Source organism: Flavobacterium urocaniciphilum (assembly GCF_900110615.1).
GTDB lineage: Bacteria > Bacteroidota > Bacteroidia > Flavobacteriales > Flavobacteriaceae > Flavobacterium > Flavobacterium urocaniciphilum.
In genome coordinates this window covers 522,913-542,467 of the sequence record NZ_FOEI01000002.1, presented here as the reverse complement: position 1 = coordinate 542,467, position 19,555 = coordinate 522,913, and the positions used below count along the sequence as shown (strand labels likewise).

Below are 19,555 nucleotides of genomic sequence, written 5' to 3'. Positions count from 1 at the left end.
TGCAATTTTTATTTATGAAATGCAAAAATCTAAATTTCAAATCTCAAATAATAAACCTACTTTTGCAGCTACAACAATGGCACTTTGCCTTATCGTCTAATTGACAAATTAAATATGAATTACCTTTCAGTCGAAAACATATCAAAATCATACGGAGAACGTGTTCTTTTCAAAGACATTTCTTTCGGAATTAACAAAGATCAAAAAATTGCTTTTATCGCGAAAAATGGTTCGGGAAAAACTACCATTATGAATATCATTAATGGTTTTGATGAGCCTGATACGGGGCAAGTTGTGATTCGAAAAGGAATTCGTATGGCGTTTTTGAGTCAGGATTTTAATTTGCAAAACGAATTAACGATTGAAGAAAGTATTTTCGCTTCAGACAATGAGATTTTAAAAGTCATTGAACAATACGAAAAAGCGTTAGAAAATCCGGAAGACGAAGAAAGATATCAAAAAGCGTTTGATGATATGGATCGTCATAATGCTTGGGATTTCGAAACACAATACAAACAAATTTTGTTCAAATTAAAGCTAGAAGATTTAAAACTAAAAGTTAAGAATTTATCGGGTGGACAAAAAAAGCGTTTATCCTTAGCGATCATCTTAATTAACAAACCTGATTTCTTAATTCTGGATGAGCCTACCAACCATTTAGATTTAGAAATGATTGAATGGTTAGAAGATTATTTCGCGAAAGAAAATATTACGTTATTTATGGTTACGCACGACCGTTTCTTTTTAGAGCGTGTTTGTAACGAAATTATCGAATTAGATAACGGAAAAGTATACCAATACAAAGGAAATTACTCGTATTATTTAGAGAAAAAAGAAGAACGTCAGATTTCTGAAAACGCTACGATTGATAAAGCTCAAAACTTATTCATTAAAGAATTAGCATGGATGCGTCGTCAACCGAAAGCGAGAACTACAAAATCGAAATCGCGTCAGGATGATTTTTACAAAATCAAAGAAGTTGCTGAAAGTCGCCGTAAAGAAAATGTGGTAGAACTTGAAATCAACATGGAGCGCATGGGAAGCAAGATTATCGAAATGGTAAAATTGAACAAAAAATTCCCAGACAGAACCATTTTAAATGATTTTTCTTATGCTTTTCAACGTGGTGAACGTATCGGAATTATTGGTAAGAACGGAACAGGAAAATCGACTTTCTTAAACATTTTAACCAAAACAATGGAACCCGATTCTGGTAAAGTTATTATCGGAGATACGATAAAAATTGGCTATTACACGCAAAGTGGTATCAATCCGAAACCTGGTCAGAAAGTTATTGATATTATTAAAGAATACGGAGAATATATTCCGTTAACAAAAGGAAAAATTATTTCTGCATCACAATTATTAGAGCGTTTCTTATTTGATGCGAAAAAGCAATACGATTTCGTAGAAAAACTGAGTGGTGGTGAGTTGAAACGTTTGTATTTGTGTACGGTTTTAATTCAGAATCCGAATTTCTTAATTTTAGATGAGCCAACGAACGATTTAGATATTGTAACCTTAAACGTTTTGGAAAGTTTCTTATTGGATTATCCAGGTTGTTTGTTGGTTGTAAGTCACGACCGTTATTTCATGGATAAAATTGTAGATCACTTATTTGTCTTTAGAGGCGAAGGTGAAATTGAAGATTTCCCAGGAAATTATTCTGATTTTAGAACATATGAAGATTCTGCTGAACCAAAAGTTTTAAATAGTGTTAGTACGGAAAAGAATACTTGGAAAGAAAAAACAGTTAAAGCCGGATTAAGTTTTAATGAGCAAAAAGAGTTCAATAAAATTGAAAAAGATATTAAAGATTTAGAATACCAAAAGAAACAAATTGAACAAGAATTTGCTGATGGAAAAGTTGCTGATGATAAAATTGAAGCGAAAGCGAATGAATTGCAAAAAGTGATTCAAACGTTGGAAGAAAAAGAAGAACGTTGGTTTGAATTGAGTTCGAAAATTGAGTAATTAGTCTCAGTTTACAGTCTCAGTCTCAAATTACAGTTTATAATTTATATGCCTTTAAAAATATTAATATGGATTTTACAGAATTATTAGCCTTTAAAAAATCATTTAGTTTAGCAATGGAAATTTTTTATGTTTCAAAATCATTTCCAAAAGAAGAAAAATATTCGTTAACCGACCAAATTAGAAGAAGTTCTAGAAGTGTTTCTGCAAATATTGCTGAATCATACAGAAAAAGAAGGTATGTAAAACATTTTGTAAGCAAATTAACAGATAGTGAGGGAGAAAATTCCGAAACTAATGTTTGGTTACAATTTGCTTTAAATTGTGAATATATTACTATCGAAAAATTCAATGAACTCAATGAACAAAATAAAGAAATTGGAAAACTAATTAATTATATGATAAATAATCCAAGTAAATTTGGATGTTCTGAAAACTGAGACTGAGACTGAGACTGAGACTGAAAACTAAAAAATGTTACAACAAATTAAATCCTATATAAAATTCCTATATCACGCCAAAAACGAACATGGAGTGCATTCGCCATTTGTGTTTGATTTGATTACAAAATGTTTTTACGATAAAACGAAATATCCTGAATACGAAGCTTTAAAACACTACAGAAAATCGCTTTTAGCAAACAAAAACACAATTGAAGTTACCGATTTTGGAGCGGGTTCACGCGTTTTTAAATCGAATACTCGTGAAATTTCCGCCATTGCAAATAACGCTGGGATTTCAACAAAAAATGCCAAATTACTTTTTAGAATAGTTAAGTATTTTCAACCAAAAGAGATTCTAGAAATTGGTACATCTTTAGGATTAGCGACTTCTGCCCTTTCATTGGGACACAAAAACTCAAAAATTATCACTTTAGAAGGCTGTCCGAATACGATGCAAGTCGCAAAATTCGAATGTTCAAATTCCAAATTCCAAAATATTGAATTCATAAACACAGAATTTACAAGTTACCTTCAAACTAAAAACAACAAACCAAAAACAATAAATTTAATCTACTTCGACGGTAATCATTCTCAAAAAGCAACCTTAGAATATTTTGAAAGTTTATTACCAACGATATCGAATGAATCTGTTTGGATTTTTGACGACATTCATTGGTCGGCCGATATGGAAGAAGCTTGGGAAATCATAAAAAATCATCCAAAAGTAAAAGTTACTATTGATACGTTCCAATGGGGAATTGTATTTTTTAGAGCCGAACAAGAAAAGGAACATTTTATTATCAATCCTTCAAAAAATTGGAGTTCTAAGATATTTGAAAAAATTAGAATCTGATTGTAACAAAATTTACTTTTTTACAATTTTAGCAAAAAATGTTTTACCTGCTTTAGTAACAGCAACTATATATATGCCAGAATTTAAATTTTGAACATTTATTTGATTTTCAATTTGCTTTTGTTCGATTATCACTTTTCCTAATAAATCATATATTACTACATTTTCAACCTTAACACTATCATTAGAAACAATATTTAAAACTGATTCAATTGGATTTGGATAAATTGAAAAAGATAATTTTTCATGACTATCAATATTCATTAAAGGACAATTTATGTCTAAAGGTAATAATGATGTCGTATTAGTACCATTACCTAATTCACCATAAAAATTATAACCCCAAGTTGATAGCGATTGATCATTTTTTAAAGCTATGGTATGATATTCACCAATTGTTGCAAATTGCCAATTAGTATCTGAACCAACTTGTATAAAGTTGTTGCTTTGTATAGTTGTTCCATTTCCTAACATTCCATAAATATTATGACCACTAATCCATAAGGTTTTATTGGTCTTTATCGCGATTGAATTATCCATACCCACTCCAATTTCTTCCCAATCATTTTGAGTACCAATTTGAGTAAAAATATTTAAATCATTAGTTGAACCATTAGCTAATTCGCCAAAATAGCCCTCACCACAAGAATAAATTGTACCGTTTGTTTTTAAAGCTAATGAATTATAATCACTCGCCAATGCATTTTTCCAATTTGTATCTGTTCCTACTTGTATTGGCACATAAGAATCAGTATTATTTCCATTTCCAAATTGACCTGCACCATTATAACCCCATACCCAAAGAGTTCCATTGTTTTTAATAGCTAAACTATGTGTTGGACCAGCAGATATTTTTAACCAATCCGTATCAGTTCCTATTTGAGTTGGAATATTTTTATCAACTAAAGTACCATCACCCAATTGTCCGTAATTGTTGTTATCTCCCCACGCCCATAAGGTCCCATTATTTTTCAAAGCTAAATTAGACCAATAGGTAGCTGAAATAATTTTCCAATCGTTATCAAAACCAACTTGAGTGGGAACCAATTTATTAACATAAGTACCATCTCCCAGTTGTCCCATTCCATTATAACCCCAAGTCCATAATGTCCCATTTGTTTTTAATGCTATTGTATGACTTCCTCCTGCAGATACGCTCTTCCAATTAGTATCATTTCCAATTTGAATAAAAAAGTTTTTATCAGTAGTAGTCCCGTCACCTAATTGCGCACCAAAATTACCGCCACAAGCCCATAAAGTTCCGTCATTTTTTATTGCAAAAGTTGTATAAAGACCTGCAGAAACAGATTGCCAACATTGCGCATTTACGCTGGTAATAGAACAAAAAAGCAAAAAAAGTATAATTATTTTCCTCATAATTCACCAAATATAAAGAAAATTATAAAATTAAAACAGCAATCTCTTGTAACAAAAATTCAATTCCAACTACTTATTGGTAACATTTAATAAAACTGTTTACTAAAATGAGTACTCCAATAATCGACATTAAAGACATTACACGTGATTTTCAATTAGGTAACGAAACGGTACACGTTCTAAAAGGTATCGATTTAAAAATTGAAAAAGGTGAATATGTAGCACTTATGGGGCCATCTGGTTCTGGGAAGTCGACTTTAATGAACATTTTAGGATGTTTGGATACTCCAACTTCTGGTAGTTACATTTTAAATGGTAAACAAGTTAGTGAAATGCCAGATAACGAATTGGCTGAAATTAGAAATAAAGAAATCGGTTTCGTATTTCAAACGTTTAATTTAATGCCTCGAACTACTGCATTAGATAATGTAGCCTTACCTATGGTTTATGCTGGATATTCTAAAAGTGAACGAAACGAACGTGCGACTGAAGTGTTAACTCAAGTTGGATTAGCAGACAGAATGGACCATAAACCGAATCAGCTTTCTGGAGGACAACGTCAGCGTGTAGCAGTTGGAAGAGCATTAGTAAACAAACCTTCGATTATTTTAGCTGATGAGCCAACTGGAAACTTAGACAGTAAAACTTCTGTTGAGATTATGAAATTATTTGGCGAAATTCATGCGAATGGAAATACTGTAATTTTAGTTACTCACGAAGAAGATATAGCTGATCATGCGCATAGAATTATTCGTTTACGTGATGGTGTAATTGAAAAAGACACTAAAAACGAAAATATTATTTCTTATTAATTTCTTGACATCTGTAACCATTTCTTAATGGTTAACTAACACACAAATATTTATTCAAGTGTAATATTGCTTAAAATATTACATCGCAATGAAATTCAAATCTGTCAAAATAATTTTTTGCATTTTTAGCATCTTAATTTTCTTTAGTTTTAAATCAAAATTTCATGAAACTTCTTCAGAATTAAAAACCAATTTTGCTTTAGAATTAAAAAATGAAATTGAAACTTTAGAACTTCATACTAAAGCGTTTAGAGAAAATAAAATCTCAATTGACTCTTTACAAAAAGTCTATTTAGATTGCCGAAAAGCGTATAAAAAAGTGGAATTTCAATTGGCTTTTCAATTTCCAGAATTCATTTCATCCAAAATTAATGGCGCGCCACTTTTACATATTGAAAAAGAGAATTCTCGACCAATTCTTGCTAATCCGGAAGGATTTCAGGTTTTAGATGAACTAATTTTTTCAGAAGAAAACATCGAAAACAAAAATGAAATTGCCAATTTAGCCATCCGATTAGCCAATAATTACGATATAGTTTATCGAAAAATATCTGTAAATCCATTAAATTCTGCCGATGCGATATTAGCCATTCGTTTACAATTAATTAGAATTTTCACTTTAGGAATTACAGGTTTTGACACTCCAGGTTCAGTTAACGCTATTGAAGATGCTTGTAATTCATTAATAGGAATTAAAGATTTTATTGAAGAACATTCAAATGTAATGCCTGAAAAAGAGAAGAATGAAATGCTAGTTAAAATCGAAAATGCTATATTATTTTTAAAACAATCCAATTTCGAAAATTTAGATCGATTAGCTTTTGTAAAAAATCATTTAGACCCTATTTATGCGGATTTGTTACCTTTTCAAAAAATACAAAATTTGAATTTCACCACTTCTTGGAATCCGAATAGTACTTCATTATTTGATAGTCAGTTTTTAGATCCGTATCAATTCACCAATCTAAAAAAAGAAGAAGATTCGGATGAATTGCGACGTTTGGGAAAATCGTTATTTTTCGATTTGATGTTGAGTCAGGATAACAAAATGAACTGCGCCACTTGTCACCAACCCGAAAAAGGATTCGCAGATGGAATAGCCAAATCGATGAGTAATAAAAATGGTGTGACGGTAATGAGAAACTCACCTACACTATTAAACAGTGCATTTGCTGACAGGTATTTTTACGACTTAAGAGCATATACTTTAGAACAACAAGTAGAACATGTAATTTTTAACAAATTAGAATTTAATACTACTTATACTGAAATTCTTAACAAGTTAAATTCAAATGAAACATACAGCAAAAAATTCAAAAAAATCTTTAAGAAAAATAAAATTACCAGAGAAGATTTCACAAAAGCTTTAGCTTCTTACGTTTTATCGTTACAATCTTTTAATAGCGCATTTGATAAATATGTACGTGGTGAAAGTTCAAGCTTAGAGGATTCCGCAAAAAGAGGATTCAATTTATTTACAGGAAAAGCCAATTGTGCGACTTGTCATTTTTCACCAACTTTTAGCGGTTTGGTTCCACCATTATATACAGAAAACGAAAGTGAGATATTAGGTATTTTATCGAATCCGAATTCAAAAGAATTAGACGAAGATGAAGGAAGATATTCAAATGGTGTTTTATATGAAAAATCGTGGATTTATGAAAAATCATTTAAAACGGTAACGGTTCGAAATGCTAATGAAACAGCGCCGTATTTTCATAATGGTACATACTCAACTTTAGAAGAAGTGTTGGAATTTTATAACCAAGGTGGCGGCGAAGGTATAGGAATTTCAACAAAAAATCAAACATTAGGAAGTGATAAATTAAATTTGAGTAAAGAAGAAAAAAACGACATTATTGCTTTTATTAAATCGCTTTCAGACAACAAACATACAAGATAACATTCTCTTAAAACAGCTAACTTTTTTATAAACATATTATAACTTCAAGCAGTAAATTTCATTACATAGTGGTTTTAGTTTTGCCTCAAACAAATTAAAAACAACACAAAATGAAAAAAGGTTTACTACTTAGTACTTTTTTAATTTCGCTTTTAGGTTTTTCAAAAAACGAGCGTAAATTAAATTATGAAAACACTTCAGTTCCACCAACTGTATTAATTGAAAAAGGTTCAACATGGAAATTTCTAGACAATGGTTCAGATCAAGGAACTACTTGGAAAGATAATTCATTTGACAACTCAAGTTGGACTTCTAACATTGCTCCTTTTGGATATGGCGACCCATGTAAAACAACAGTTTCTTTCGGACCAAGTTCTACAAACAAATACACTACTACGTATTTCTCAAAAGACATTACTATTACTGACATTAATACTCTTACAAATGATTTAGAATTCGGAATCAGAAGAGATGATGGTTTTGTACTATATGTAAATGGTGTTGAAGTTACAAGAAATAACATGCCAGCTGGTGCAATTGCTTATAATACTTTTGCTAGTAGTGCTATTGGAACTGCAGATGAAAAAAGATATCAAACATTCTTTATTGCTAAATCATATTTTACAAGCGGTGTAAACAGAATTTCAATTGAAGTTCATCAAAGCGACTTAACAAGTTCTGATTTAGGTTTCGATTTATATTTAAAAGAAAAAGATCCAGATTATGTATGTGAAGATGGTCATATTGGTTGCTTTACATCAATTAATCCAACTACTCAAACAAATGTATTAATCATGCCAACTGAACAACGTTTTCAAATGTTATTCAAAGAAGGCAGTACTTATATGGATGGTTCAGGTTTAGTACCTGGAACACATGATTTTACAGGTTACATCCCATCTTTAGGTGCTGATGCAAGTAAATTAGGACACCTTTCTGTAAATCACGAAAATAATCCTGGTGGTGTTTCAATAGTCAACATTAATTTAAACTCAAATGTTACGAATCCGCTTTGGGATGTTACAAATACCAGAAAAGTTGATTTTTACAACTCAAATTTAGTTACAACAATAAGAAACTGTTCAGGTGGAGTAACACCTTGGAGAACAATTGTTACTGCAGAAGAAAATACTACTGCTGGTGATGCAAATGGTGATGGATATCAAGATGTGGGTTGGTTAGTTGAAATTGATCCAACTACTGCAAGTGTTGTTGATTATGAAAACAATGGCGTTAAAGACAAATTATTTGCTTTAGGAAGAATGAATCATGAAAACATTGTAGTAAGTAATGATGGAACTGTAGCCTATTATGGTGAAGATGGTGGAACACATTGTGTGTATAAATTTGTACCAACAGTTGCAAACAATTTATCAGCTGGAAATGTATACGTTTTAAAATTAGACACTGCATTATCTGATGACGAGCCAAGTTCTGCAACTGCTACTTGGGTTTTAGTACCAAACACTACACAAGCTGACAGAAACAATTTAGCTGCTAATGCTGGTGCTTTAGGTGGTACAAACTTTAATGGTGTGGAAGATTGTGAAATTGGTCCTGACGGAATGATTTATTTTGCATCAAAAGGTAAAAACAGAGTTTATAGATTTAAAGATAACGGAACTACAATTTCAAATTTTGAAACTTTCGTAGGTGGAATGACGTATCCAATCCAAACTTCAACAGGAATTGTAAATGAAGCATGGTTAGACGGAAACGACAACTTAGCATTTGACGATAAAGGAAATCTATGGGTAGTTCAAGATGGTGGTAGAAATTACATATGGGTAGTTAGACCAAACCACAGACAAACAGCTCCACAAGTATTAATTCATAGTTCGGCACCTGCAGGATCAGAACCAACTGGATTAACATTTACACCAGATTTCAAATACGGATTTTTCTCTGTTCAACATCCTGATAATACAAATATCGCTCAAACAGATGCAACAGGTTTAAATGTACAATTTGACAAATCGGCTGCATTAGTTTTCTCACATAGAGATTTCTTAGGTCAACAACCTTTATCTAGCGATTCTTTTGCTAATAATAATAGCGTGAAAATTTATCCAAATCCTACAAACGGTTTAGTAACATTAGATTTTAATGCTATTTCAGGTTCAGATGTACAAATTAATGTGTATGATTTTGTTGGAAGAAAATTAATCGAGAAAAAAGCAAATACTTCAGTTTCTAAAACATTAGAAATAGATTTATCAAATTTCAATGGTTCAAATGTGTATTTCTTTGAAATCATTTCAGAAAACCAAAAAGAAACGATTAAAGTTGTAAAATCTAATTAATACAAAAAAAATTCATTAAGGTCGGATGCAATACTCCGACCTTTTTATATTTTATCGATATGAAGAAAAACTTACTTTTATTATTCCTACTTCCTTTGCTTTCGTTTTCACAAGAAATTAATCCTAAGAAAGAGCAAATTTTCGAAGATATCTCAACTTCATTACAAACTCCAAATATTGTTACTAACTTAAATTTAAGAGCGAATAATTTATTTGAATTTCCTTCTGAAATAGAACAATTTAAAAACTTGAAACATTTAAATGTAATGAAGAATAATATTGAATTTTGGTCGGAATCAAATACCAATTTTCAAAATTTAGAAACATTATTATTCAATGAAAACGAGTTGAAAGAAATTCCAAATTCAATAAATTCATGTAAGAATCTTAAAACAATTGACTTATCTGCCAATAAACTAAATAGTTTACCTGATAATTTCACAAAACTAAAGAAACTAAAACACATTACTTTTTCAGTCAATAACATTTCTATTCTACCAGAAGAATTTGGCAATTGTAAAAATCTAGAAGTGATTGAATTAGACAATAATCAGCTGAGCTTTTTACCCAATTCGATTTCAAAACTAAAAAAACTAACCTTTTTAGATATTTCTTATAATCAATTTCATGAATTGGATGAAAATTGGTTGCAGTTACCCAAATTGAAACAACTGAATTTAGATAATAACAAACTTTCGAGTCTTCCAACAACAATTAATCATTTGGAAAAGTTAGAAGTGTTGCAAATCAATTTTAATCTTTTGAATTCATTACCTGAAAGCATTGTTAAATTGAAAAATTTAAACACTTTAAGTATGGCACAAAATCAAATACAAATTTTACCAAAAGAAATAAGCAAACTGAAAAACCTAAGAACATTAATTTTAACAGGCAATCCAATTGCAAAAGAAGAAATCGAACGTATTAAAAAAGAATTACCAAACTGCGCCGTTTATTTTTGATATTTTTTAGCTAAATTTGATAGTACATAAATCAAAAACATTCATCAATATGAACATAAAAATTTCTAAGAAAAAAATTGTTTTCATATTGTTTTGCAGTTACATACTATTCTGTCAATCTTGCATGAAAATGCGAATGACTCCTAAAGAAACAACTACTTATTTTTCAAATTCGAATATTGAGTATAAGGATTTGACTTTTAAAATCTCAGACGAACATCAAATACATTATATAGAAACTGGAGATTCAACCAAATCTACACTTTTCTTTTTACACGGATCGCCTGGTAGTTGGGATGCTTATAAAAAATATTTATCTGATTTAGATTTACAAAAACAATTTCGACTCATTGCCATAGACCGACCTGGATTTGGTTACAGTAATTTTGGAACTGCTGAAGATTTGGAAACGCAAGCCAACTTAATTTTACCATTTATAAAATCTAAAAACAACAACCAACCCTTTACCTTAATTGGTCATTCTATGGGCGGACCAATCGCTGTAAAATTGGCTACTAAAAGTCCAACACTGTTTAAAAATTTAGTGATTTTAGCGGGCTCAATTGACCCAAATGCTGAAACTCCTGAAAACTGGAGACCTATTTTAATGACTAAACCCATAAGGTATTTAATTCCAGGAGCTTTTAGAACATCAAACGATGAACTTTGGTGGTTAAAAGACGATTTAAAAATTATGAAAACACAACTCCATAATATTACCTCTAACATACTAATTATTCACGGCACAGAAGATTCACTTGTACCCTACTCTAATGTTTCTTTTATGGAAAAAGCCTTTATAAATGCTAGAAAAATTGAAGTCATACCCATAGAAAAGGCTGACCACTTTATTCCTTGGACACATTTTGAAATAATAAAAAAAAGTTTGATGAGTTTACAGAATTAAACTGAAATACTTCCACTAAAAACCAATTCCGCCGGACCAGTTAAAAATACGTTTTTATAAGTGTTATTTTCAACATCAAAACTGATGATTAGCTTTCCGCCTAAAACATTAATATTAATTGAATTTGCATTCGTTTTTTTAGTTGCGTACATAGCAATTGCAACTGCTGTAGCACCTGTTCCGCAAGAAAGAGTTTCATCTTCTACACCACGTTCATAAGTACGAACTGAAAAAGTGTCAGTATTCACTTGTTCTACGAAATTGATATTACATCCACTGGCATCATACAAATCAGAATATCTTAACCTAGCACCTTCATTTTTAACATCAAAATGAGGCAAATCGTCTACAAATTGTACATGATGAGGAGAACCGGTATACACATAATCATGGGCATTAAAATGTTCAACTTCATTCACATCAATCATTTGTAAAGCAATCAAATCGTTTTCAATTTTTGCATAATGATATCCGTCAGAAGCTTCAAAATGCGCTTCATTTTCAATTACTCCAATATGTTTTGCAAAAGCCACCAAACAACGACCACCGTTACCACACATCGTACTTGTACTACCATCAGAATTATAATACACCATAGTAAAATCGTATTTCTCATGATTTTCTAACAACATTAAACCATCGCCACCAATGCCAAAACGTCGGTCGCATAAAAATTCAATTAGTTTGGTATTATTTTTGGGAAATGTATTATTACGATTATCAATTACGACAAAATCGTTTCCTGTTCCTTGGTATTTATAAAAGTTGATTTGCATAGGACAAAGATATTTATTTTTTTGCAGAAAATTGCATTAGGGATTAAAGCGACATCCTTTTTATTTTGCTTCTTGAGGTGTCACACTGAGCTTGTCGAAGTGCCGTAAGAGAAAAATAAAAAGATACAGCGGAAAGCCCGACCTGAAAGGAAATGCCTAAATACTAAAAACGTGTTAAACATTGTTAATCGAGCGTTAAACAAAATTGAAATTTAAAATTACTAGTTATATTTACATTATAAAATTATTAAAAACATGAAAAATTTAGGAAGTCTATTTATCGTATCATTACTGAGTGGTGCCGTTACATTGGGTGCCTATAAATTCATTGAAAGTAAAGAGAGTGTTTCTTTTTTAACTATTGCTCCCAATTATTCAAAAGCAGTTGGTTTAGGCGCAGAAGAAGTTGATTTTACAGTTGGGGCTGATAAAGCAGTACATAGTGTAGTTCACGTAAAAAACGTATCGGTACGAACGGTTTATGATCCGTTTGCAAGTTTTTTTTACGGACAAGGTGAAGCGAGACAACAAGAGCAAATTGGTACTGGTTCTGGTGTAATTGTATCTGAAGATGGATATATTGTTACAAATAACCACGTAATTCAGGACGCAACAGAATTGGAAGTTACCTTAAACAATAACAAAGCCTACAAAGCCAAACTAATTGGAACAGATAGTAAAATGGACATCGCATTATTAAAAATTGATGCCGATGAAAAATTACCATTTATTGTTTTCGGAGATTCGGATGCAATTAAAGTTGGTGAATGGGTATTAGCAGTTGGAAATCCGTATCAATTAAATTCGACAGTTACGGCTGGAATTATTTCAGCGAAAGCGAGAAATTTAGATAAAGCGAGTATTCAATCGTTTATTCAAACAGATGCAGCAGTAAATCCAGGAAATAGCGGTGGTGCTTTGGTTAATACTCGCGGTGAATTAATCGGAATTAACACCATGATTTCTTCTCCAACTGGAAGTTACGCGGGATATTCATTTGCAGTTCCATCAAATGTAACTCGAAAAATCATTGAAGATTTAATGAAATACGGTAATGTACAACGCGGTATTTTAGGAGTTGAAGGTGGCGAATTAAACGCTGAAGCTGCTAAAAAATTAGGAATTGATGAAACGGAAGGATATTACATTAGTAAAGTCAATCGCAATTCTGGAGCTGAAAAAGCAGGAATTGAAAAAGGAGACATAATTGTAAAATTAGATGACAAAAAAATCAGTTCATCTGCAGAATTAGCAACTGTTATCAATACTAAAAGACCAAATGATATTGTAAAAGTTTCTTTATTGAGAAATGGAAGAACGATGAATTTAAATGTTCCATTGACTAAGAAAGAACTAATTGCATACGAATTTAACGGAATTGAGTTTGAAGATTTAGACGCGAACGATAAGAAAATGTATAATGTAAAATCGGGTATCAAAATCAAACAAGTGACCAATAAAGATTATGCAGAATATGCGAATGATTTAAAAGGTTCAATTGTGGTTCGTGTTGACAACATGCGAGTAACCGATATGGAAAGTGTTTCGGCCTATTTAGCAAAAAAAGAAGAAAATGAAAAAACAAGATACGAGATTATCGCGAAAAACGGTCAAATGTATCGCATCTTTTTATAAAAATTAAAGAAAAGACACTTCGACAAGCTCAGTGTGACAATAAAAAAACGCCATACTCATTTGTATGGCGTTTTTTTTTTTAATTGAATTCGTAATAGGTTCCAACTTCAAACCCATAAGCATTATATCCAAAATTAGGTTTTTGAATATTCGCATTAGAAACATGTCGGTACGTTCCTTTGATATCGAAAGATAATTTATTGATTTTATAATTATAACCTAAGGCAAAAATATCACTAAAAGCAAAACCCTTTTTTAGTCTTTCGGTTTCAGTATCAATAAACATCGGACCTGAATTTAAATAAGCATACAATGAATGTTTGTCTGATAATTTTCTTCTATACATTAATCCTACATTCAGAACATATTCATTAATATCTTTCATTTTCATGTATTTCGCTCTTAGTTCGTCACCATTTTCAACAGTATGACTAATGAACCAATAATTTAGCATTTGGTGTTTTGAACGGTAATAACTAGGCTCAATAATCAATTCTAAATTATAATTGGGTCTATTTCTCAACATAAAATGATTGGAAATTTTAAAAATTTTACTTTCATAAAAATAATCGTACTCTTGCTTAATAAATTTATTTTGAGCAGAATAGCCATAAATAAAACCAATTCTAAGCCATTTTTTTGCTGGTAAACTATCTTGAGCCGAAGCGTTAAACGCTATAAACAAAAGCAATAAAATTAAATAAGGTTTCTTTTTCATTCGGCAAAAGTAAATTTTAAAAATACTTTATAAAAGTTTAAATCTCAAAATACCATATTTTTTTAAAAAAAACTTTATGGAAACGATTGAAATATATACTTTTGTATCAAATTTTGTATAAACACAACTTTATTTTTCATGAACAACAACATCATTTACGAAAAAGAATTAGCTTTTCAAGCAGACAGAAGAAAAGCATGTGTAGAATTTGTTAGAATCATTAGTGATTTATGGTATGACAAATCTATCGAATTAGTATTATTTAGAAATCAATTAATTGATAGAAACGTAAGTGATATCATTAATCTTCACGAATATGCAGGTGCTTTCGTAGGAAAACCAATTAATATTTTTGATTCAGTAGAAATCGCAAGAGCTATTGAAGATTTAGACTTACCACCTTCTCGTATTGATATTGGTAAATTAACGTACGAATATCATTTAGAAGATGATAAATATAACGATGCAAAAGCGTTCGTTATCGATAAATTAAAAGATGCTAAAAACACGAGCGACATTCAACCTAAAGACGTTGTTTTATATGGTTTTGGACGTATCGGTCGTTTATTAGCAAGAGAAATGATGAGCAAAATCGGAAAAGGGCAACAATTACGTTTACGTGCTATTGTTACTCGTGATAAAAATGATGCTGTTTTATTAGAAAAACGTGCTTCTTTATTACGTTACGATTCTGTACATGGTGATTTTGAAGGTTCAGTATCTGCTGATCCAGAAAACAATGCTTTAATTATCAATGGAACAACTGTTCACATTATTACAGCAAACTCTCCAGAAGAAATTGATTATACTGCATACGGAATTAATGACGCTTTAGTTATTGATAATACAGGTGCTTTCACAACGGAAGAAGCTTTAGCAAGACATTTAACTTCAAAAGGAGTTGAAAAAGTTTTATTAACGGCTCCAGGTAAAGGTGTTCCAAACATTGTTTATGGTGTAAACCATGAAGATTACAACCCAGATGAAGTAAAAATTTACTCTGCAGCATCTTGTACTACTAACGCTATTACGCCAGTATTAAAAGTTGTTGAAGATACATTAGGTGTTGTAAAAGGACATATCGAAACGATTCATGCTTATACAAACGACCAAAACTTGGTTGATAACATGCATAAAAAATACCGTCGTGGACGTTCAGCGGCTTTAAACATGGTAATTACTGAAACTGGTGCTGGAAGCGCTGTTGCAAAAGCATTACCAAGCTTAGCTGGAAAATTAACTTCAAACGCAATTCGTGTACCCGTTCCAAATGGTTCATTAGTTGTATTAAATTTAGAAGTAGGAAAAGCTACAACTAGAGATGAAGTTGATGCAATTATGAAAAAATATGCTTTAGAAGGAAATTTAGTTGAGCAAATTAAATATTCTATGAATAACGAATTAGTTTCTTCTGATATTGTTGGAACGGCTCAACCTTCTATCTATGATAGCAATGCTACTTTAGTATCAAATGATGGTAAAAATATCGTATTATACGTATGGTATGATAACGAATATGGATACAGTCACCAAGTAATTCGTTTAGCGAAATATATTGCTAAAGTAAGACGTTATATGTATTACTAATAGATTATAAATAAATAGTATAAGAATCCGTTCCGAATAAAATTGGGACGGATTTTTTATTAACTTTACTTTACTAACCAAAAACTAAACGTATGAAAATCCTTAAAAAAATCTTTATCTTTATTGTTGGCCTTATTGCTTTACTGTTGATAATCGCTTTATTCATTCCGAATGATTATAAAGTAACACATACAGTAACCATAAACAAACCACAAAAAGAAGTGTACGATTATGTAAGAATGCAAAAAAATAACGAAAAATGGAGTACTTTTTTTGAAGGTGATCCAAATATCAAATTAACCTACGAAGGAACAGACGGAACGGTTGGCGCCAAACAATCTTGGAATGGAAATGATGATGTCGGTGAAGGTAGTCAAACTATTACAAAACTAGATGGCGAACGTATTGATATTCTTTTACATTTTGTAAGACCCTTTGAAGGCGACAACAAAGCAGCTTCAATTATTAAAGCAGTTGATACTAATTCATGTACACATACAGAAGAATTTAACGGTAGCGAATCGTATCCCATGAATTTAATGAACATTCCAATGAAAATGATGTTAAAAAATGCTTTCGAAAAAAATGGAGAAAAATTAAAAAAAGTTTTAGAAAAATAAGTTGATAATAGTAAAAAAGCCAAACAAAATGTTTGGCTTTTTTTATAGAACTTATGCTGCTTTTTTCTGCATATAATTAAATATCGGAATACCTAATAAAACAATTAGTAAACCTAAACCTGTATTCGAAGTATCGTATATCAATAAATCAATACAAATTAAAGCTACTAAAATGATATAAATACTTGGTACAACTGGATAACCTAAAGCCTTGTATGGTCTTGGAGTATCTGGTTCTTTTTTTCTCAATATAAAAATTCCGTAAATAGTTAAGATGTAGAACAACAAATTGGCAAAGGTTGCATAGGTTAATAAATCTCCATATTTTCCTGACAAACACAACACAGAAGCCCAAATACATTGCAACCACAATGCTTTTTCTGGAACGTTATTTTTGTTTAATTCTCCTGCACTTTTAAAGAATAATCCGTCTTTACTCATCGCATAAAACAATCTACCACCTGCTAAAATTAATCCAGAGTTACATCCAAAGGTAGAAACCATAATTAAGGCTGCCATAATAAAAACACCTGCATTTCCAAAAATAACACTAGCTGCACTCGCCCCTATTCTATCTTCGTTTGCAAACTTTATTCCTTGTTCCATTAAATCACTCGACATATGATTTCCGTTTAAAGGTAACAAAGCGAAATAGGCTAAATTCGCTAATAAGTATACAATTGTAACAATTAATGTCCCTAAAATAAGACTCTTAGGTATGTTCTTTTGCGGTTCTTTAATTTCTCCAGCAATAAATGTAATATTGTTCCAAGCATCTGAAGAAAATAACGAATTGATAATCGTAAACCCTAACATTCCGATGATGGCAAATCCTGTTAACACTTCAGTCGTTTTTATCCCATCTTTAACGGTAACGTGACTTGCACTCCACATATTGGTAAAGTTTTCAGACAATGTATTCGATTGTAATCCAACATATAATCCAAAAACGATTAAAGCGAATAATGCAAAAATTTTAGCAGCAGTAAATACAAACTGTAAATTTTTACCTGTTTTAACACCTCTATTATTGATAAATGTTAAAACTACGATACTAACGATAGCTAATAATTGTTGGTATTGAATTTTGAAACTTCCAATTTCAATTAAACTTTCACTTAAAACGGGAAAGAAAACAGCAGTATATTTTGCAAACGCTACGGCTACAGCTGCAATTACACCTGTTTGAACAACTGCAAAAACGGTCCAACCGTATAAAAAAGACATCATTTTGCCATAAGCACGCTGAATGTAAACGTATTGTCCGCCAGCTGTAGGCATCATTCCGGCTAATTCACCATAACTTAAAGCTGCAGCAAGTGTTAGAAATCCGGTTAAAATCCAAGCTAGTAAAATCCAACCTGCTCCACCAATATCTCTTGCCATAATTGAGGTTACGATAAAAATACCGGAACCAATCATCGAACCCGCAACAAGACTCGTTGCATTTAGCAATCCAATTTCTTTTTTAAATTCTTTCTTTTCTTCCATAAGTTAGTTTGTAGTTTCGCTAAAGATAGAAAAAGAAAACGATTTTCAATAAAGAATATAATTTTGAATTTATGGTATTACTCGGTTAATTTGAACAAAACGTTTTTCGTAATATTCTTCAGAAAGAGAAGATATTATAACGCCAGAACTTGTAGAAGAATGTACAAATTTGATATCATTTTCAGATACCTCTGTAATTAAACCAACATGACTAACACTTGATCCATTTGTAGCAAAGAAAATCAAATCGCCTTTTTGAGCAGTATTTTTATCAATTTTTACTCCGAAATTAGCTTGTTCTGAAGAAGTTCTTGGTAAAGTAATATCAATTGTTTTAAACGAAGAAAACATCAAGCCAGAACAATCAAAACCTTCTGAATCTGTTCCTCCACTTCTGTATTTTGTTCCAATATTATTTGAAGCAGTTGCAATAACCGAATCGGCTTTCGACATACCATCAATTGATACTGGTTTTATTATATTTGGAGTAATTTCTTCTTGAATAATTTTCTGAGAAGTTTGAATAACTAAGCGAGTTCCAATTTCTAATCCATTTTTAATTTGTGGATTTAATTTTTCTAAATCGGCAATGCTTATTTTGTATTTTTTAGAAATTCCGTATTTCGTTTCTTTTGCTGAAACAATATGAAAAACTTCTTGAAGTTCTGATTCTTCTTCTTTTTTCTTTTTCTTACGTTTCGATTTTTTATCCGCTTTTTGATCTGAAATTGTCTGAGAAGTAGAATCTGCAATCTTTATAACTGTTCCAACTTTCAAACCTTCTGATTCGATACTTGGATTCAATTCTTTTAATTTTTCAATACTAACATTATATCTTTTCGATAATCCGAACAACGTTTCTTTAGCTATAACTTTATGCTCAAATGCATTACTATTTTGGGTATTGTTATTTTCTGAAATTATTAAAATTGAATGTAAGGCTAACGACTTTTTAGCTTGTGGATTTAATTGTTCTAACTGAGATACAGGCACATTATATTTCTTAGAGATACTGTATAAAGTTTCTCCTTTAACTACTTTATGCTGAAGGTTTTCTTGTGAAAAACCCAAACTTGAAAACAAAATAAAAATGGCTGCAATTAAAAATCTCATGAATAAATAACGTAAAAAATACGGGTATAGTATAAAAAAATAGGTGTAAGTATTAATTTTAACACTTACACCTGATTATAA

The 19,555-nt window shown here is 31.1% G+C and carries 16 protein-coding genes; 11 read left to right on the top strand and 5 right to left on the bottom strand.

Features of this window, described 5'->3' with window-relative positions; translation table 11 throughout:
* Positions 1 to 114 precede the first annotated feature (114 nt).
* The 3 genes from BMY86_RS06600 (at position 115) to BMY86_RS06590 (ending at position 3,270) form a co-directional block, all read left to right on the top strand.
* Complete coding sequence (locus tag BMY86_RS06600) at positions 115 to 1,974, top strand: ABC-F family ATP-binding cassette domain-containing protein (protein ID WP_091466704.1); 1,860 nt, start codon at positions 115 to 117, stop codon at positions 1,972 to 1,974.
* Between the two features lie 68 nt (positions 1,975 to 2,042).
* Positions 2,043 to 2,414 carry a four helix bundle protein gene (locus tag BMY86_RS06595; protein ID WP_091466702.1) on the top strand — a complete coding sequence of 124 codons (372 nt, stop codon included), beginning with the start codon at positions 2,043 to 2,045 and terminating at the stop codon, positions 2,412 to 2,414.
* Between the two features lie 34 nt (positions 2,415 to 2,448).
* Positions 2,449 to 3,270 (top strand): O-methyltransferase, encoded by an 822-nt coding sequence (locus tag BMY86_RS06590; RefSeq protein WP_091466700.1) that lies wholly within the window; start codon positions 2,449 to 2,451, stop codon positions 3,268 to 3,270.
* A 12-nt stretch (positions 3,271 to 3,282) separates the two neighbouring features.
* Here the strand turns inward: BMY86_RS06590 and BMY86_RS06585 are convergent, their stop codons facing one another.
* Positions 3,283 to 4,647, bottom strand: a complete 1,365-nt coding sequence (locus tag BMY86_RS06585) for a T9SS type A sorting domain-containing protein (protein ID WP_091466698.1) — start codon at positions 4,645 to 4,647, stop codon at positions 3,283 to 3,285.
* A 107-nt stretch (positions 4,648 to 4,754) separates the two neighbouring features.
* On the opposite strand from BMY86_RS06585, the gene BMY86_RS06580 reads away from it, so the two are divergent.
* From BMY86_RS06580 to BMY86_RS06560, 5 genes are all read left to right on the top strand, one after another.
* Complete coding sequence (locus BMY86_RS06580; RefSeq protein ID WP_091466696.1) at positions 4,755 to 5,459, top strand: ABC transporter ATP-binding protein; 705 nt, start codon at positions 4,755 to 4,757, stop codon at positions 5,457 to 5,459.
* 88 nt (positions 5,460 to 5,547) lie between these two features.
* Positions 5,548 to 7,362 carry a cytochrome-c peroxidase gene (locus BMY86_RS06575; protein ID WP_091466693.1) on the top strand — a complete coding sequence of 605 codons (1,815 nt, stop codon included), beginning with the start codon at positions 5,548 to 5,550 and terminating at the stop codon, positions 7,360 to 7,362.
* Positions 7,363 to 7,472: 110 nt separating this feature from the next.
* On the top strand, positions 7,473 to 9,665 hold the full coding sequence (locus BMY86_RS06570; RefSeq protein WP_091466690.1) for an alkaline phosphatase PhoX: 2,193 nt from the start codon (positions 7,473 to 7,475) through the stop codon (positions 9,663 to 9,665).
* A gap of 59 nt (positions 9,666 to 9,724) precedes the next feature.
* Positions 9,725 to 10,627 carry a leucine-rich repeat domain-containing protein gene (locus tag BMY86_RS06565; protein ID WP_091466687.1) on the top strand — a complete coding sequence of 301 codons (903 nt, stop codon included), beginning with the start codon at positions 9,725 to 9,727 and terminating at the stop codon, positions 10,625 to 10,627.
* Between the two features lie 136 nt (positions 10,628 to 10,763).
* Positions 10,764 to 11,534: an alpha/beta fold hydrolase gene (locus tag BMY86_RS06560; protein ID WP_177177140.1), complete on the top strand. Its 771-nt coding sequence runs from the start codon at positions 10,764 to 10,766 to the stop codon at positions 11,532 to 11,534.
* Here the strand turns inward: BMY86_RS06560 and dapF are convergent.
* Positions 11,531 to 12,310, bottom strand: coding sequence for a diaminopimelate epimerase (dapF, locus tag BMY86_RS06555; RefSeq protein WP_091466682.1), 780 nt, complete (start codon positions 12,308 to 12,310; stop codon positions 11,531 to 11,533). The two genes, BMY86_RS06560 and dapF, sit on opposite strands and share 4 nt — an antisense overlap.
* Positions 12,311 to 12,565: 255 nt before the next feature.
* Between dapF and BMY86_RS06550 the strand changes: the two genes are divergently transcribed.
* On the top strand, positions 12,566 to 13,945 hold the full coding sequence (locus BMY86_RS06550; RefSeq protein ID WP_091466680.1) for a Do family serine endopeptidase: 1,380 nt from the start codon (positions 12,566 to 12,568) through the stop codon (positions 13,943 to 13,945).
* Positions 13,946 to 14,024: 79 nt separating this feature from the next.
* Here the strand turns inward: BMY86_RS06550 and BMY86_RS06545 are convergent, their stop codons facing one another.
* Complete coding sequence (locus BMY86_RS06545; RefSeq protein WP_091466678.1) at positions 14,025 to 14,663, bottom strand: acyloxyacyl hydrolase; 639 nt, start codon at positions 14,661 to 14,663, stop codon at positions 14,025 to 14,027.
* Positions 14,664 to 14,801: 138 nt separating this feature from the next.
* Between BMY86_RS06545 and BMY86_RS06540 the strand changes: the two genes are divergently transcribed.
* Positions 14,802 to 16,250 (top strand): glyceraldehyde-3-phosphate dehydrogenase, encoded by a 1,449-nt coding sequence (locus tag BMY86_RS06540; RefSeq protein WP_091466676.1) that lies wholly within the window; start codon positions 14,802 to 14,804, stop codon positions 16,248 to 16,250.
* Between the two features lie 92 nt (positions 16,251 to 16,342).
* Positions 16,343 to 16,870, top strand: coding sequence for an SRPBCC family protein (locus BMY86_RS06535; RefSeq protein ID WP_091466674.1), 528 nt, complete (start codon positions 16,343 to 16,345; stop codon positions 16,868 to 16,870).
* Between the two features lie 51 nt (positions 16,871 to 16,921).
* Here BMY86_RS06535 and BMY86_RS06530 read toward each other — a convergent pair whose 3' ends face one another.
* Both BMY86_RS06530 and BMY86_RS06525 read right to left on the bottom strand, forming a co-directional pair.
* A complete protein-coding gene (locus BMY86_RS06530) occupies positions 16,922 to 18,361 on the bottom strand; it encodes an APC family permease (protein ID WP_091466672.1) in 1,440 nt (479 codons plus the stop codon).
* A 69-nt stretch (positions 18,362 to 18,430) separates the two neighbouring features.
* Positions 18,431 to 19,474: a C40 family peptidase gene (locus BMY86_RS06525; protein ID WP_091466669.1), complete on the bottom strand. Its 1,044-nt coding sequence runs from the start codon at positions 19,472 to 19,474 to the stop codon at positions 18,431 to 18,433.
* Positions 19,475 to 19,555: the final 81 nt, after the last annotated feature.